This window comes from Oligoflexus sp., assembly GCF_035638955.1.
Lineage (GTDB): Bacteria > Bdellovibrionota_B > Oligoflexia > Oligoflexales > Oligoflexaceae > Oligoflexus.
Window position 1 is genome coordinate 1 of sequence record NZ_DASQYZ010000354.1, and the last position, 16,150, is coordinate 16,150.

Below are 16,150 nucleotides of genomic sequence, written 5' to 3' on the forward strand. Positions count from 1 at the left end.
GAGCACAGCAACAGCGGTCAAGTCTTCGGCGGCCATAAGCTCAGCCGATGCCCCATTATTATTCGAGTTGATGGATTCCAATCGTTTGGTATTGCGCTGAGGAAAAGAAAGGATGGGAAAGGAAAGGGGAAGGTGAAGTCAGGCTTCACCTTCTGAAGGTCTTGAGTTAGACAATGATTTTCGCCAGCGCGAAACCGACCCCTAACGCTCCTATGACATAAGGCACTGGTTTCTTCTTCACATTTTGATCCACGCGATCGAACGCCTGCCGCATATGCTGGGACAGAGAGTTCCATGATTCCCGAGTCTGTCCTGTTCCGACCTGGGGCCATGATTCCCTGGGTTTGGTCAGAGCGCTGGATTCACGTCCCAGAGGTTGTATGGATGTCGAAGCAAGCTCATCCTGCATGGCTTGATAGCCTTCTGCTTCAGGCAAGGAGGCGGTTCCACTGAGCTGATCGTGATGCCCATGGGCATGAGTCAAGGCCGGAGCCTTGGTGGACTTCTTTGAAGAGCTGGCCTGAGCTTGTTCATCCCAATGGCTATCGCTTGAAGCCAGACCCTCGGACTGAATTTTCGCCAAATCATCAATCGACGACATGTTATCCAGGGAATCGCCCTGCTGCGAACTCCCTCTGGTCGTGGCTGATGATTTATCATTGATAGGTGTACCGGCCAGGATTTGATCCACATCAGGCAGGCTCTGAGGCTGATTCGCATCGGAATCGGCCCTTGCGTCTGGGCTTGCGATCGCATCCTTATCAAGGAAATGATCCAATCCATACTCGCCTGATCCTGTGGACGCACCATTCGGAAATTCCTGATCCACAGGTCCGGTCCTTAAGCTGGGTGGAACATAGGTGCTGCCCTCCCCTTGCCGGCCTGGTTCACTGGATTGGGCAATTTCATCGATACGGTTTTTGTCAGTCGTATGGGGAACCTTATTCTGTTGACCTGCAGATTTTTTATCATTGCCTTTTGTGGGTATAATTCCGGTTTGCATAGTTCATGGCCTTCTTCATATGAGTGTTGAGTGTGTATCAAGATTCAGAAGACACCTGCATCATAGGACTTCATGACAAGCCCGACAAGTCTGGATGTCTCTCCATCTTTCACTTCATTCTACCCTCAAAGCCGACCTGACAGATGGTTCTGGACTGAGACATGCATATCTACATGGCTTCAAAGTCCGTAAAGGAAAAATTGCGTTAAAGGACCGGTAACGACACAAAGCTCGGATGACCGGCATCGCGATAAATCCGATGATTCGCCTTCACAAAATCATTCTCCTGCGCTTCAAAGATATTCGGTACAAATTTCTGAGGATTCCGGTCGATAAAAGGAAACCAGGATGATTGCACCTGGATCATGATTCTATGGCCGCGTTGAAACGTATGGAGCACATCATTCATGGAATAACGAATGCGAGTGATCTCGCCCGGGACAAAAGCTTTGGGCGTTTCCCAGCCGTCCCGGAAGCGGGCTCTGAGGGGTTCACCACGCACCAGAAGCTGCTGAGCCCCTGGATTTTTCTTCTCCGGCTTATCCGTCTCCGGAGCCCAGCCCCGAACTTTCCCAGGCCAAACGTCGATCAATTTGATTACGATATCCGCGTCGCTGCCGGTCGTGGAAAACCAAAGATCAACATCAAGGGATCCTGCGAGTGTCAGGTCGTCCTTGAGAGGTTCGGTTTGGTAAACGAGGACATCAGGGCGTTGGGCAGCAAATCGTTGATCTGCGCCCATATACGCGCTGCTCCAGCGGGTACTCACCTCGGTCGTATAAGGAACGGGTCGAGCGGGATCACTCGGGTATTCATCAAACTGAGGGTTGGTCTGGGACGCACTCGCCTGATCGAGTCGACGATTGTCTCGAAAGAAATACTTTTGCTTTTTGATCCCTTGGGGTGGCCAGCTCTCAAAATTGCGCCAACGATTGGCTCCGGTCTCAAAGACCATGGCTTCAGGGAGACGAAGATTCGCGGCCTTTTTGAGGTGATGGTTGAAAAAAGCGAGTTCCATCTTTTGATAGGTTTCCGACGTCTTGAATCCAAATTCGGTATCACCCACCTTTTCACCAGGTGTTCTCTGCCAGCCGCCGTGGGTCCAGGGTCCCATGACCAGAGTGTTGGAAATGCCTGGATTCTGGCTTTCAATGGCCTTGTATGTTTGAAGGGGACCATAGAGGTCTTCGGTATCGTACCAGCCGCCCACGGTCATGACTGCCGCCTTGATTCCCTTCAGATGGGGAAGAAGATTACGCTCCTGCCAAAATTTATCGTAATTCGGATGAGCTGCGACTTCGTTCCAGAAAGGAATTTTATTGCTAAAATATTTGGAGTTGATTTGAGACAAAGGTCCGAGATCGAGAAAGAACTGATAGGCGTCCGGAGTTCCATAGTCGAATTTAAAGGGTTCCTCCTCATCCCACAGTTCGGATCGGATGCGGCCAAAATCATTAAAAAAGCTAAAGGCCAGCTGAAGATTAAATGCTCCGTTCCGATGCATGTCATCGCCTCGCCACCAATCGGCAATCGGCGCCTGAGGCGAGATGGCTTTCAACGCCGGATGCGAATCAATGGCTCCGGCTGACGTATAAAAGCCAGGATAAGAAATCCCCCACTGCCCGACTTTCCCATTATGATGCGGCACGTTTTTCAACAGCCAGGCAATGGTATCGTAGGTATCGGTGCTCTCATCAAAATCGGTCTTACTTTGTTTCGACGCGCGATGGGGAGTCATATTAACAAAAGTGCCTTCCGACATGTGCTTGCCGCGGACATCCTGGAAGACAAAGATAAAGCCTTCTTTCTCATACTCGGCTGTCGGCCCCAATCGTGTCTTGTAGCGATCCAATCCATAGGGCGCTACCGAATAAGGCGTTCGCACCATCAGAAAGGGATAGGTTTTGCCTGGAGCCGCGCTTATGGGCATATAGACGCTTGTGAAAAGGCGGGATCCATCGCGCATAGGCACGCGGTATTCAAATTTGCTGTACTGGGTCCTAATGAGCTGGGCCCGCTCCTGGGCTGGGTCAGGCTTGGTATCCGCCCCAAAAAGGAACATCGGGCGACACGCGAGGAAGGCCAAAAGCACGGTGAAGGCCACACTGGGCCTCATGGGTATCAACATGGCAGAATCTCCTGAAGGAACGATCGCTAAAGGTTTTAATGGACTTGCCATAAACCATGCAATGGTTTCTTCAGGAACGCAGGACGTTTATACTGGCGTCCTTGCGGTTAACGATGTGGGATGATGAAGATGCAGGATCAGGAGATCATGCATTTTTCTACGAATGCCCTCCCTCAACCGCAAGCCAGCATCAGCCAGATGGATGGTAGCCAAAGCCGAGGTTTCGCGCAGATAGGGCAGGACGGAAGCCAACCGGTAGCCGAATTCGTCGTGCTGCATGTGGTGATTGATTGCGGTGTGTCTCGCGAGTCCCAGGGCAGCGTTCTTGCCTTGCTCACTTTTCAAAAGGACCTGTGCCAGCGGGTGTTGCTCCCCCGGTGATTCCCGTTCAAAGAGATCCAGGACGACGGCGAAGGCCAGTCGATAATGGGTTGCCGTAAATTCAAGCAGCGCGACCAGCGCCTGGACTTCGGGAAGAATTTCGATATCAGCCGGGTCGGGACCATCCAGGGCCATCAAACTCTGCCACATGAGACTATCGTGGCCTTGTTCGGATGCTATAAATTGGGTGAGCAGATGAGCAAAGGGTTTGCAAGCCAAGGCCGGTCGAAGACTGTCGATGGCGCGCGTTGTCACAAAATGGTTCTGACGAATGTAGATTTTAGCAAATTTAAGAAACCCGGATGGACTGGATGCAAAGAGTTCTTCATAGGGCTCTGGTTCCGTAGCCGTATTGTACGCGCAGAGCGCGACCCTAAGCTGCGTAAAGAGTGATAAAGCATCGTAAGATCGGGTACCAGGCTTTCGCGCCAAGGCAAGAATTTCATCCACTGGCAAGACATTGTTCCCATGCGCTGCCGAGGACAGCAGTTCCTGGATGCCGAGTCCTGTCGCAAGCTTCCTTGATTTTTGACTATGAAGCGGTGGTTCCTGAAGGGCACCCCTGAGCCATTCTCGAATGGTCAACTTTCGTGGCACGACAGAGCAGACAGGATAGTGACAAAGGCGGGCGAGCAACCAGTCCAAAGCCGCTGAGCTCTTGAGTTCCTTGATCGAGCGCAAGGCCCTATCGATAACGGGGAGGTCGTTGTCATGATATTCAATCTCAAGCGAAATCCAGGGCGTCGCAAGCTTGAGCACATGTCCGTCCCTCCTGGCTTCCAACGCGGAGCAGGGTTGATACTTCATATTTAGAGTGCCACCGGACAAGCTGATGGTGCCGTGCGGACTTTGCGAACCTTAATGGTTCCCTGGGGACAGGTTCCGTCCGTAGGAACATCAGAATCGTAGCAGCCGTCGATCGAACTCTGGCCTTCGCAGTAGACTTCGGGCTCTTCCAAAAAATGAGTGTCACCGCAGCCGCTGAGGTAGAGAAAGCTGACCAGGCTCTTTCCAATTTTCTTGAAGATCATGGGATACCTTTATCATCCTTGACCTGTTATTGTATTATGAATTGTTTTTCCACGGTACTGGAAAGTCTTTGAATTTCATAGTCTGGGATCGGCCTATGGCGTCAGCTCGCAGAACCTTTGTCCTTGGTTTGTTCCTGACTTTAAATATTCCCATGCTAAGGGCTGAGTCAAGCGACACCTCAAGTCCTAAAGCCGCATTGGGACTGAAGCTGGGTATTTACGTGAAAGGTCTGGAGGGGATCTACCGCTTTCGCGACGATCTACTCGCTGTTGCCAGCTATGATAGAAAAGGTTCCACACAAGCTCAGGTGGAGTCCATGGCTGTGACTTTGAGAAAAGTAACCTCCAGCCTCATTTTTGTGGAACTGGGTCTCGCTCACACCACATCGTATCTTTACAGCCCCTCCGGGACGATTGAGGTCGAACGTGGATATCTGGGAGGGCGCATCGGACTGGGCGTACATTTTCCCTTTCCACGCGGTTATGGAACTCTCCGATTCGTGGCCTTTGATCGTTTTCTGACAGAAACTGTGGATCGTTCCATTTATTCTGCTCCCGCAGCAAAGTCTTTGCCGGGGCAGTATGGAGAGCTCTTGACCTTGAGCTTTGGTTATTTTCTCATTTAACAGCGAAGGCAGGCCCTGCTTTCCTGGTTTGCCGTAGAAGAGCGTGAAAACGTGCCGCACAATTGAGCTTTGGCATACTTTTCAGCGTTGGACGCGGTTCACATTTGCGGCATGACTCAATTATCTTTGAAATGCCCACCCACATATTTTATAGGTCCTGCATCAAAGTCGTCATGAGTGGGTCCATACCTGACTGGGCCACGCCTCCAGGCATCTCATCAACTCTGTCTCTTCATCGCAACATTTTCTCTGCAGGACTTTGCGCATCTGTGTTTATCGCCTTTTTACATTAAGAAATCTTGCTTTACTAACTTGAATCAGTTAAGCACTTCATCGTTGTATCTACGTCGGAGATCAAAGCATGACATCTGTCTTCAAGAACAGACTCACGCATCGAATGGGCATCTTTCTGCAAGATCGCCTTTGTTGGAAAGCATCTCACACTTCATTTGGCTAGTTCTGCTTCAAGTGACTGCTTTCAAAATGCCCTGAACAAAACAGGGTCAACCAATCCTTAACGCAACGTAGGAGTTGACATTGATTCAACGCGTTTCTGCAGCCCTCATCCTCTTGGGCGCTATGGCCTGTGGCCAGCAAGACTCTGAGACATCCACTCCGGATTCCGTGGTTTCCACCCAGAGCAAATGGGCCAATCCTCGATCCATTCCGGTCTGCATTATCAACCGAAGCGAGATTTCGGCTGAACTGGTCAACGATATTAAATCGCACGTCACGAATGATTACTCCAGCAAGGTCGGTATCGGTCTCGTCGGCTGGGGCGATTGCACCACCAGCGATAGAAGTGCACAGATGATTCGCGTGACCTTCAGTCGTTATCACAACTGGTCCGGCCATTCGATCTCAGCCGGTGGTGGCCTTTCGATGGTGGGAGCCTCGCGTTACTCCTGTGGGACTCGCTGCCAGGCCGGAACCATGCGTATCGATGTCAGCCGGGACGGAAAATATCCTGGTTCGGGTACCTGGGCCAGAGACTTTGCTGTGAAACAAACGCGAGCCACGGCCGTGCACGAATTCGGCCATGCTCTTGGTCTTCTGCACGAGCACGAAAGAACGGATGCTCCTGGTTGCGGCGACTATGATGAGAAGGTTCGCAATAGTGATCGCAATGTTTACGTGGGCAGCTTTGATTCGAATTCCATCATGAACTACTGCCATAACAACGAATTGACGACCCTCTCACGCGGAGACGTGGCAGGACTGAAATATCTTTATCCAAGCCTGAATAATTCTGGCAACGAACGCCCGACAACAACTCCACAGCCAACTCCAACGCCGCGTCCTACAACCGTGCCGCGCCCTACACCAACGCCGCAAAAAGTGTCGACCTTCGGGCCATTTGGTCATAACCAGAGCAAGGTCCTGATGACGATACCCAAGAGCGAAGGCTCCCGCGTGAGCTTTGCACTGTCTGTCGATGTTGAGAATCATGCATCCTGTGATTACGATCACGTGGTCATCGAAGATGCCACGGGCTGGAGATCGTCGCAGTTTTGTGGTCGCAAGTCTTGGACACTGAATAGTCTTGTCACCCCAGTCAGGGTTATTTTCAACTCGGATCCAGCGGTGGCTTCAAATTGGGTGAAGGTGAGTAACATTGTGCGCTCTGTGACATCCAGCGGTGATGAACCTGCTGAGAGTGAAGCCCCGGCTGTCACCGAGGAGGCACCGGAATAATTATCCAACTGTAAGCGTCCAGGGGTTCATGACCCCTGGGCTCATTCGACCCAGGTCCCTAATCCATAAGTCCCGAAAGCTTAAGATGCTGGAGCAGCATAATCGTCTTGCCGTCCACGATAGCTCCACTTGAGATTTTATCCATGGCCTCATTGAGGGTCATTTCCAGTACCTCAATATCCTCTCCTTCGCCCGGTTTGCCCCCTCCCTTGGATTTTCGATCCTTGTCCTCATATTCGCCGATGTAAAAATAAAGACGCTCAGTGACCGCTCCAGGGCTCATAAACGCTTCGAAGACTTTTTGGACTTCGTGGATGTGAAAACCTGTCTCTTCCTCCGCCTCACGTCTGGCGCAGGCCGCAGGGTCCTTCTCGTCAAGGACTCCGGCGCAGGCTTCAATGAGAAAGCCGTCACTGCCGTTGACAAAGGCCGGATATCGGAACTGTCGTGTCAATATAACCGTTTTCCTACTGCGATTATACAGCAGCAAAGTGGCTCCGTTGCCTCGGTCATAGGACTCGCGGGTTGATGTCTGCCATGTGCCATCGTTACGGAGATAATCGAAGGCGGTTTTGCGCAGGATATAGTGGCTATCTGAAAGGACGTCGACTTTACGAATATGGATACGATCCTGGGACATGGTTTTTCTCCTCAGCTTGCCGGGTCAAACCCCTGGCGAAGAAGATAGCAAGGGCTGGAGACTGAGGCAGCTTGGTTTTGCCCTCATGGGAAGTGTCGCTAACTTCCTGCAGCCAGGAATTGAATTGGTGGGGTATGTATGATTTCATACTTTAATATATTCAATATAATCATTATATTATAAAACTATCTCAAGGTTTCATTGAAATCATACGACAAAAGAGCTATCTTGTCCACCAAGGAGGCCAAGTGCCGCTATGCCACAGACACCCGTCGAAACCAAACGCCCAAGTCCCGAGCAGCTCCAAAAGGTGCTAGGAACTGCGTTTTGGAACATTGCCGAGCACTATGGTTTTACTCAGAAAGACATCGCCCTCATCCTGGGCATCAAGGAAAACCGCCAGCGCCTCGCTGCCCTGAAGAAGGAACTTGTGATTCCGGAAGATCCGGACAAGTTGCTGCGTGTGAGCCATCTCGTTGGTATTCACAAGAATCTGCGTATCCTCTTTCCGCACAATCGTGAAGTCGTATATGCCTGGCTTAAAACCCCTCGTGAGCTGTTTCAAGGGCGTTCGGCTTTGGAATTCATTGCTGAAGATCCTATGCAGTCGATGACTCGCCTCTTTACCGTGCGCCGTCTCCTCGATCAGCTCCGGATATCGGCCTGATGATAGGACTTATTCCGGAACTCAAGCTCCAAAGCCACGGAACGTTTGAAGCCTTTCGCAATATCGCGACCTGCAGTCCAAGCCAAAATCTCTTCGATGACCTCGTGGACGAAGAGGATTGGACCGTCTTGCAATACGCGGACAATCTTTCAAGTGGCATTGATCACAGTCTTCCGCAGCGACAGCGTTTCGAGCAATACGCGAAGATTGATGACAGCATGCTTTGTTTTGATGAGCAGTTCTGGAGATGGGGCCGGTTTGGACGTAAAAATTATGGAGTGTGGTATGGAGCTCTCGAAGAGGAAACTTCTGTCCGTGAGACGCTCTATCACCGTCCTGAGATTGATATCAATGATTTGAACAATGCTCACAGCCCGATCATTCAGGCTCGTTGTATGTTCAAGGCGGATCTTGCAGCGCAGCACTATGCTGACCTGAGGCCATACGTGGCAAGCTTTCCTTCGCTCGTTCATCCCCGCGATTACAGCTTATGCCAGAACCTGGGACAACACGCCGTTGAGCAGGGCATCGACCTGTACCTGACACCATCCGCGCGTTGGCCGGGTGGAACTTGCACGCCGGTCTTCTCAGCCCGTTCCATCGTGAAGGATCAATCGATCCGCACATATTTCTTTCATTTTCCCTTGGATCAGAGTGAACCTTTTTATTCCACGATGCAGCAAAATGGTCCGATTAATTAAGGGACTCGGAAAGCGAGAAACCCGGTTTATGCAGTTCAAAGATCTAGAAGTCATCGCTCTCCACGATAAAGAAAATCCCTTGGGCGCTCTTATCCGCTCACATCGAAGCCTTATGAGTAAAATTTGTCAGTCAGAGTGAAGTGCTTCAAGCGCTATCTGAGCCGGTAAAAAGCCTCGAAAAAAAGACTTTCGACGAATTGCGGATGGAATCTTCTATCGATTTAGGACAAGCTGTCAGTGGAATCTTATCCCCACGTATTTCGGGACGAGCTGTACCGTGCACTGCTAATCTCAGGCATGGAATAAAGCCGGATTTTTTGTAACGCTATGGATCAGATCAGGAACGAAGCGATCCATCATAGTTTGCTGACCATGTATGCTGCAAATATCATATGGTTTCATCCTTTCATCTACCTTACTCTCTGAAAAACGGAGATATTTAAATGAAAGCCTTCATGTTGTTTCTGCTTTTAGTGCTTCATCTGTTTGCTTTCAATCTACCCCTTTGTTTTGCTGGTGAGATTCTTTCGTTCGTTGTACCCCCATACATCGTCGACCAGAAGCGCGGTATCGTGATCGATATTCTCAACAGCGTCAAAGCCCCTGATGACGTGATCACAATTTTACCTACAAAACGAGCGCGCAATAGCTATATCAAAGACCCGAACGCTATAATCATAGGTTCCCGTCTGACTTTGGAACCCTTAAAGGAAACTCAGTACCTGCTGGTCTTTATCAAAATCGTCTATGGGGTCCATTTTAAACCGGAAAAACGCTCGATCTTGCATGATAAAAAAGACTGCAAAATAGCAGTGCTCCGTGGTCTCTCGCATGTAAAGAAAATTTTGAATGAAACCATGGCAGGGTGCATAGTGATTGAAATTGATTCGTACACCCAAGCAGGCGACATGGTTTTGAAAGATCGTGTGGATGCCGTGGTTGCCGATTTGAATACCAGAAGCGACCTCACCAAGAACTCGCCTGGCGCCATACTTGATTTTGAACCGATCAACAAAATGAATATTTCCGCAGGTCTTCTATCGCGAAACAAGGAACGCCTCCTCAAATTAAAACTTGCTATAGAAAAACTACAGGCAAACGAACAGTATGAAACAATACTGGCTCGCTATTTACAGCCTGGAACCGTTGCCAGCTATCGACACCCTGTTGAACTGATTAAACTGGATGGACTATAAATCGAACCGCAGGAACTTTGCTAATAGACCGCCTCTGCATGCTATCGCCACCGGGTAATTTCCGCAGACAATCATACCGATTTTCAATTGAATGTTTAGAGCGTAGACAGTCCTCAATGGGACTCGTACATAAGCTTAAAACTTCTTAATGCCGTCAAGGGAGTATCCTGATGTTAAGAACGGCGATCACCATCATGGTTGGGATTGTCATCGCAACCAACGGTTATGCGGATGAATCCTCGGACAATGCAATAGCCGTCGACAAAAAATCTACAACCCAATGGGAACCTTCAAAAACCATCTCTGTCAAGGCTGCTACAGCCGGCCCCAAGGCTTGTGAACCCAATATGAAACTTGTGAAAAACGCTTATAAAAAACGGTAAACCTGGGCATTCCATTCATTCTTTAGCGGCATGCCGATGGCAGGCCGATTACGAGGCTATTCCTATGCGAAAACCTGGACTCTTGTTTCTTTTGATGCTCACTCCACTCCCATCATCCGGAACATCATCAGCGTCTTCTCCCCCATCCACAAAATCACTTGAACAGTCCGGAATGGTCCTGATTCCTGACGGGACCTTTGAAATGGGTTGCAAGGATTGCAAGCTTGAAGATGCACTCCCACTCCATCCCGTCTCTATCTCGTCTTTTTGGATGGATGCGACCCCTGTGACCAATGCCAGTTTCCGAAAGTTTGTGCAACAGACGGGATATAAGACGATTGCAGAACGACCCCTCCAGCCCAAGGACTATCCTGGTGTACCCGTGGACAAACTGGTTTCAGGTTCTGCTGTCTTTTCACAGCCGACGCAGCTTGCATCTTTAGCCAATGCCATGGATTGGTGGAGCTACGTGCCGGGTGCTGCCTGGCATCATCCCGAAGGTCCCTCCTCAGGAATTCGGGAACGTATGGAACACCCTGCGGTTCATATTGCTTATGCGGATGCCGAGGCCTATTGCCAATGGGCCGACGGACGCCTGCCCACGGAGGCTGAATTTGAATATGCGGCACGGGGTGGGCTAAAGGGCAAGCGTTATGCGTGGGGGGACGAACTCAAACCTCGCGGCCGTTGGCCCGCCAATATCTGGCAGGGGAAATTTCCAACGCAAAATGCTGCCGAGGATGGCTACACGCAGACATCTCCCGTGCGAGCTTTTCCACCCAACGGTTATGGACTCTATGATATGGGCGGCAATGTCTGGCAATGGACAGCGGATTGGTATCGACCTGATACCTATGCCGTCGATGCCGTCCAAGGTGTTGTCCCCAACCCCCGTGGGCCCAATTCAAGCCAAGACCCTGGCGAACCAGGGGTTCCAAAGCGTGTGCAGCGCGGCGGATCCTTTCTTTGTAGCGATCATTATTGTACCCGCTATCTCGTCGGTTCACGTGGCAAAGGTGCTGTCGATAGCGCTGGATCCAATATCGGTTTTCGGTGCGTGAAGTCTAAAAACTGAAATGAGTATTTTTCATGGGAGAAACGTGATGAGTTTGCACAGACACTATCCAAGTCAAATTTCTTTAGGGGTCATGGCCACCTGCCTGACCCTGGCTCCGGTTGCCATCGCGGCGGCGAATCCGAACACGCCCGACCAAAGCAAGCCAGAGAAAGCTCCTAACATCCTCATTTTCCTGCTGGATGATGTAGGCTTCGGCCAGCTGGGGCCCTTTGGAAGTTTGATTCAGACACCTAATATCGATCGCGTGGCAAAAAACGGCTTGCGCTATACAAATTTTCACACAACCGCGCTTTGCTCTCCGAGTCGCGCCGCCCTCCTCACAGGACGCAACCATCATTCGGTCGGAACGGGAGTGATTGAAGAACTCCAGACGGATTTTCCCGGCTATACGGGACGTATCCCCAAAGAAAAAGCTCTGTTTGTAGAAACATTAAAAAACAATGGATACAACACTGCAGGTTTCGGTAAATGGCATAACACGCCTGTGAACGAGGTGGGTAAACACGGTCCCTATGATCTCTGGCCTATAGGGCAAGGCTTTGAACGCTGGTATGGTTTCCTGGCAGGAGAAACCAGCCAGTGGGAACCGACTCTTTGGGATGACAAAACTCCAGTTGAACCGCATACAAAAGATCCTAAATATCACTTTACTCAGGATATGACTGATCAGGCACTCAAGTGGCTGGAGCAGCAAAAAGCCGGCAATCCCGGGAAGCCATTCTTCATGTACTTTGCCCCCGGTGCGGCTCACGCTCCGCATCATGCACCCAAGGAATACATAGACAAATATGCCGGCAAATTCGATCAAGGCTGGGATATTGCCAGGGAGCAGATCCTGGCCCGGCAGAAACTCATGGGCATCGTTCCTGGTGATACGGCTCTCTCCCCAAGGACCGAAGTCATTCCTGCCTGGGACACCCTCGCCGATTCCGAAAAGAAACTTTATGCCCACATGCAGGAAGTCTTTGCTGGAATGGTCGAGCATACGGATGCCCAGTTCGGCAGGATTCTGGACCAGCTCGAAAAAAGTGGCGAACTGGACAACACCCTCATTCTCATTACTTCCGATAATGGCGCAAGTGGTGAGGGTAGCCTGGTTGGTTCCTTCAATGAAATTCGTGTATTCAATGGGATCCCGGATTCTCTTGAAGAAAATCTGGCACACATGAACGAGTTGGGTTCCATCAATGCTTTCAATCACTACCCAGCTGGATGGGCATTGGCGGGCAATACACCCTTTCGCTATTTCAAGCAGTCTGCGAATGAGGGCGGTGTTCGTGATCCACTGATCGTGTCCTGGCCAAGGAAGATTTCTGATAAGGGCAGCATACGGCCGCAATTTGCTCACATGATTGATGTGGCCTCGACCATCTATGATATTACCGGAATCCCTGTACCGAAGATCGTGAATGGAATCGAGCAAAAACCACTCGAGGGTGTGACTTTTGCGCCATCTCTGTTCAATGGCCAGGCTAAAACCAATAAGAAGATTCAATACTTTGAGATGCTGGGGAATCGAGGCATCTGGGTCGACGGTTGGAAAGCCGTGACCTTCCATGGAAGACTCCCATGGGACACGGGTTCTTCCAATCCCAACTTCGATGCCGATATTTGGCAACTCTACCATCTCGACGAGGACTATTCAGAAACCCATGATCTGGCCCAGAAATATCCAGAAAAATTGGCTGAAATGAAGCAACTTTGGGTGGAGGAAGCGACGAAGCACAATGTTTTCCCTCTCGACGACACAACCGCCTCTCGAGTTGCTGCGACGTATGCGTCTTTCACTAAGGGCATTAAAGAGTTTTCTTATACTCAGGACGAATACAGGGTTTCAGAGCCGGTTTCTCCGCCAGTTAAAAATCGCCCGCATTCAATAGTAGCCATGGTCGACATTCCGGAAGCCGGGGCTGATGGCGTTCTTGTCACATGTGGCGGCCGCTTCGCCGGATATTCTTTTTTCATTAAAGATGGAATGCTGAATTACATTCACAATTATATGGGCGAAAGCATTTATCGAATGACCTCAAGTGAAAAAGTGCCAAGCGGTCGTTCGGAATTGAAATTCGTTTTTACAAAAACTGGAAAGGATAGTGGGCGTGGGGAAATCTTCATCAACGGCAAGTCCGTTGCACAAGGGGATATCAGCAAGGTCGTACCAGCTATGTACTCGGCTTCAGAGACATTTGATGTGGGCCGGGATACTGGATCACCGATCAGCAATGACTATCAGGTTCCATTTACGTTCAGCGGTAAGATTGAGAAGCTCAACGTGAGTCTCCTTGATTAAGCCATTGGTCACCGATCATGACGGCCCAGGAGGAGCCGGCGGCCCTCACTGTGCCGGCTGAGGCGGGAAGCTTAGCTTCCCGCTTTGCATTAGGGAATCAGGGTTGCCTTATAGGGGATCAGATCTATACCGTTGAGCGCCGTGCGTTCGCCTGTATGATCTTCAAGCTTGAAGGTTGAATAGTGCACTTCGTTGCCTGTGCGACCATCAACGGAGTCAGTATCCATAAGCGCGATATCGAAGCGCTTGATCTGAGGCGCGGATTCATCTGTTGCAAAAAGCGCCGTGCGCTGGGTGCAGATAAAGAGTCCTTCTTTGTCGCCTTTGCACGCCGAGTCGTCTGTATTGAAGCTTATGTTGGCTAGATTATCAACGGCGTTTGCAACAAGCTGCCTGGTGGCATTGTTCTGCATATTTCCCATAGCTGCGAAGTTATAGCTATCAAAGAGCAAACGCAGACCGACGTTGGCGCTGACGCTCGGAGCACAATCAACACAATCTTCGGCCTCTGCTTCTGCTTTCTGTTCATCCGTGAGTTCGGCATTGATGGGTTGTGCCAGAGGTATCTGAACCGCGCAACCGCTGAACTTAAACGTCACGGGAGTGGCGTCCGCAAAGGCACCCGCGATGATACCACCGGCGGTGTCGGTAATATAGGTAACGCCATTCAAGGTCGATGAGCCCGTAATTTCAATGGTCTGCCGTCCCTGGAACAGCACACATGCCGACCCGGACCTTGGTGTATAGCCCAAGCTGAATCTCAGCTGGTTCATGCACTCTTCGTTTGTTGCACCCGCACATTGATAGATGTTGTTGCCCGGCGCATTCCAGTCGTCGACGTCGCCCGTTGAAATTGCAATGTCATAGACAGAGAGCTTGATGGAAGTAGGGGGTGAAACTCTGCATCAGGGAGGTTTCGTCAGCCGGGTCGATCAGATGGGGGCCATGGCGCTTCTTCAATGCAACCGTATGAGCCACTGGCAGGCGAAGCAGCTGGGGTTGAATGGTGAACTTCTCAGATTCGTCCTCCTCCTTCTTGCTACATGCCAAAAAACTGCCTATTCCCAGAATAATAACAACAGGCTTCAAAACTCTCTTACGGTTTCCTTTCCTTGACGGCTGGCGAAGAGACCCCTAAGATTTTATCACGAGTTGGATCCCATCTTGAGCCTTCGAATTCGAGGGAAAGCACGTTCAGACAGGAAAATCCTGGCTTGGATTTCGGACATAGGACCGAAACATTTCAAAAGTAACCAAACTGGGGAATCACATGTATAGTACCCCTCGTATCGGAGGATTAAAAATGAAGCAATTTATGGCCGTCTTTATTAGCAGCGATTCGGATGAGAAGAGAAAAAAATGGGACGCTCTTGACGAAAACTCAAAACAGGCGCGGGAGAATGAAGGTAAAACGGCCTGGATGAAGTGGGCTATGAAGAATAGCAGTGCAATAGTCGATCAGGGTGCGCCCTTGGGGAAAACCAAACGCGTCAATGAGCAGGGCACCTCAGATATCAAGAACAAATTAACTGCATACACGGTCGTGCGAGCTGAATCCCATGAAGCGGCGGTTAAGTTATTTTTGGATCATCCCCACTTTACCATTTTCCCGGGGGACTCGGTGGAGATCATGGAATGTTTGCCCATGCCTAAGCTGTAAAATCTAGAAATGAAAACGTCACAAGCCACGAAGGGGCTGGTGACAGAATTTTTAAGCTGGCAGTTTATTTCTTGGGATGGGTGCACCAGCCCGAATTCCCTCCCCGGTGGCTGCCAACTCCAGCGCCTCGTTCGACCCCGTTGGGGAAGATCCAACGCGATCAATCACATACAACTTTACTAGTTCCTGGACTGACGTAACAGCACTTTCAATCGTATTTACCGCTGGTGGCTCTTGGTGGCTAGCAGGGTGTAAACAAGTTATACAAGTGCCGCTTTAACTGAATCCGCGCGCACCGCTTTCGATGACGATTCAAGACGAGCGGTTGAAGCTTTGGAATCAGCATCGACAGTCGAACGGCAGAATTAAAAATGCAGCCGTTCCGTGAGGAAGTTGGCTGCATTTTAAGTATCCAAGACAAGTCTTAAAGTTTTGGTAGCGGGGGCAGGATTTGAACTTGTTTAGAGCAGATTAATTTTTTCAAATAATTTCAGTATATTACTTAATATTTACAATGCATTAGCCCTCTCCAGGCCCTATATCTCAGCCAAGTATGAGACAGTTTCTGCCGATAAATTAGTATAATGAAAGTGGCGGAAATGAGGCTTCATCCATGTCCCAGACATCCAAAGACAAAAAGCTTGTGGGTTCAGCAACTTCAGAATCATTAC

15 protein-coding genes and 1 pseudogene are annotated in these 16,150 nt (G+C 50.1%); 10 read left to right on the forward strand and 6 right to left on the reverse strand.

The window, feature by feature from the left end; translation table 11 throughout:
- Positions 1–166 precede the first annotated feature (166 nt).
- From VE954_RS31185 to VE954_RS31200, 4 genes are all read right to left on the reverse strand, one after another.
- Positions 167–1,003 (reverse strand): hypothetical protein, encoded by an 837-nt coding sequence (locus tag VE954_RS31185; protein ID WP_324960361.1) that lies wholly within the window; start codon positions 1,001–1,003, stop codon positions 167–169.
- Between the two features lie 205 nt (positions 1,004–1,208).
- Positions 1,209–3,065 carry a CocE/NonD family hydrolase gene (locus VE954_RS31190; RefSeq protein WP_349263849.1) on the reverse strand — a complete coding sequence of 619 codons (1,857 nt, stop codon included), beginning with the start codon at positions 3,063–3,065 and terminating at the stop codon, positions 1,209–1,211.
- Between the two features lie 153 nt (positions 3,066–3,218).
- Positions 3,219–4,271 carry a hypothetical protein gene (locus VE954_RS31195; protein WP_324960365.1) on the reverse strand — a complete coding sequence of 351 codons (1,053 nt, stop codon included), beginning with the start codon at positions 4,269–4,271 and terminating at the stop codon, positions 3,219–3,221.
- A 50-nt stretch (positions 4,272–4,321) separates the two neighbouring features.
- Positions 4,322–4,543 carry a hypothetical protein gene (locus tag VE954_RS31200; RefSeq protein WP_324960367.1) on the reverse strand — a complete coding sequence of 74 codons (222 nt, stop codon included), beginning with the start codon at positions 4,541–4,543 and terminating at the stop codon, positions 4,322–4,324.
- A 95-nt stretch (positions 4,544–4,638) separates the two neighbouring features.
- Here VE954_RS31200 and VE954_RS31205 point away from each other — a divergent pair, with 95 nt between their 5' ends.
- On the forward strand, positions 4,639–5,169 hold the full coding sequence (locus VE954_RS31205) for a hypothetical protein (protein ID WP_324960369.1): 531 nt from the start codon (positions 4,639–4,641) through the stop codon (positions 5,167–5,169).
- Positions 5,170–5,706: 537 nt separating this feature from the next.
- Positions 5,707–6,864, forward strand: coding sequence for a hypothetical protein (locus VE954_RS31210; protein ID WP_324960371.1), 1,158 nt, complete (start codon positions 5,707–5,709; stop codon positions 6,862–6,864).
- 58 nt (positions 6,865–6,922) lie between these two features.
- Here VE954_RS31210 and VE954_RS31215 read toward each other — a convergent pair whose 3' ends face one another.
- Positions 6,923–7,504 (reverse strand): NUDIX domain-containing protein, encoded by a 582-nt coding sequence (locus tag VE954_RS31215; protein WP_324960373.1) that lies wholly within the window; start codon positions 7,502–7,504, stop codon positions 6,923–6,925.
- Between the two features lie 256 nt (positions 7,505–7,760).
- Here VE954_RS31215 and VE954_RS31220 point away from each other — a divergent pair, with 256 nt between their 5' ends.
- The 7 genes and pseudogenes from VE954_RS31220 (at position 7,761) to VE954_RS31245 (ending at position 13,819) form a co-directional block, all read left to right on the forward strand.
- Positions 7,761–8,171, forward strand: coding sequence for an antitoxin Xre/MbcA/ParS toxin-binding domain-containing protein (locus VE954_RS31220; protein WP_324960374.1), 411 nt, complete (start codon positions 7,761–7,763; stop codon positions 8,169–8,171).
- A complete protein-coding gene (locus VE954_RS31225; RefSeq protein ID WP_324960376.1) occupies positions 8,171–8,872 on the forward strand; it encodes an RES family NAD+ phosphorylase in 702 nt (233 codons plus the stop codon). The genes VE954_RS31220 and VE954_RS31225 overlap by 1 nt, the downstream gene beginning before the upstream one ends.
- A 181-nt stretch (positions 8,873–9,053) precedes the next feature.
- Positions 9,054–9,161, forward strand: a pseudogene (locus VE954_RS44510) (hypothetical protein); the annotation flags it as partial.
- 154 nt (positions 9,162–9,315) lie between these two features.
- Positions 9,316–10,068 carry a transporter substrate-binding domain-containing protein gene (locus VE954_RS31230; RefSeq protein ID WP_324960378.1) on the forward strand — a complete coding sequence of 251 codons (753 nt, stop codon included), beginning with the start codon at positions 9,316–9,318 and terminating at the stop codon, positions 10,066–10,068.
- 170 nt (positions 10,069–10,238) lie between these two features.
- On the forward strand, positions 10,239–10,451 hold the full coding sequence (locus VE954_RS31235; protein WP_324960380.1) for a hypothetical protein: 213 nt from the start codon (positions 10,239–10,241) through the stop codon (positions 10,449–10,451).
- A gap of 64 nt (positions 10,452–10,515) precedes the next feature.
- Complete coding sequence (locus VE954_RS31240) at positions 10,516–11,526, forward strand: formylglycine-generating enzyme family protein (protein WP_324960382.1); 1,011 nt, start codon at positions 10,516–10,518, stop codon at positions 11,524–11,526.
- Positions 11,527–11,554: 28 nt separating this feature from the next.
- Complete coding sequence (locus VE954_RS31245; RefSeq protein ID WP_324960384.1) at positions 11,555–13,819, forward strand: arylsulfatase; 2,265 nt, start codon at positions 11,555–11,557, stop codon at positions 13,817–13,819.
- Between the two features lie 89 nt (positions 13,820–13,908).
- Here VE954_RS31245 and VE954_RS31250 read toward each other — a convergent pair whose 3' ends face one another.
- Positions 13,909–14,592, reverse strand: coding sequence for a hypothetical protein (locus VE954_RS31250; RefSeq protein ID WP_324960386.1), 684 nt, complete (start codon positions 14,590–14,592; stop codon positions 13,909–13,911).
- A gap of 530 nt (positions 14,593–15,122) precedes the next feature.
- Here VE954_RS31250 and VE954_RS31255 point away from each other — a divergent pair.
- Positions 15,123–15,479, forward strand: coding sequence for a hypothetical protein (locus tag VE954_RS31255; protein WP_324960388.1), 357 nt, complete (start codon positions 15,123–15,125; stop codon positions 15,477–15,479).
- The last annotated feature ends 671 nt before the right edge of the window (positions 15,480–16,150 follow it).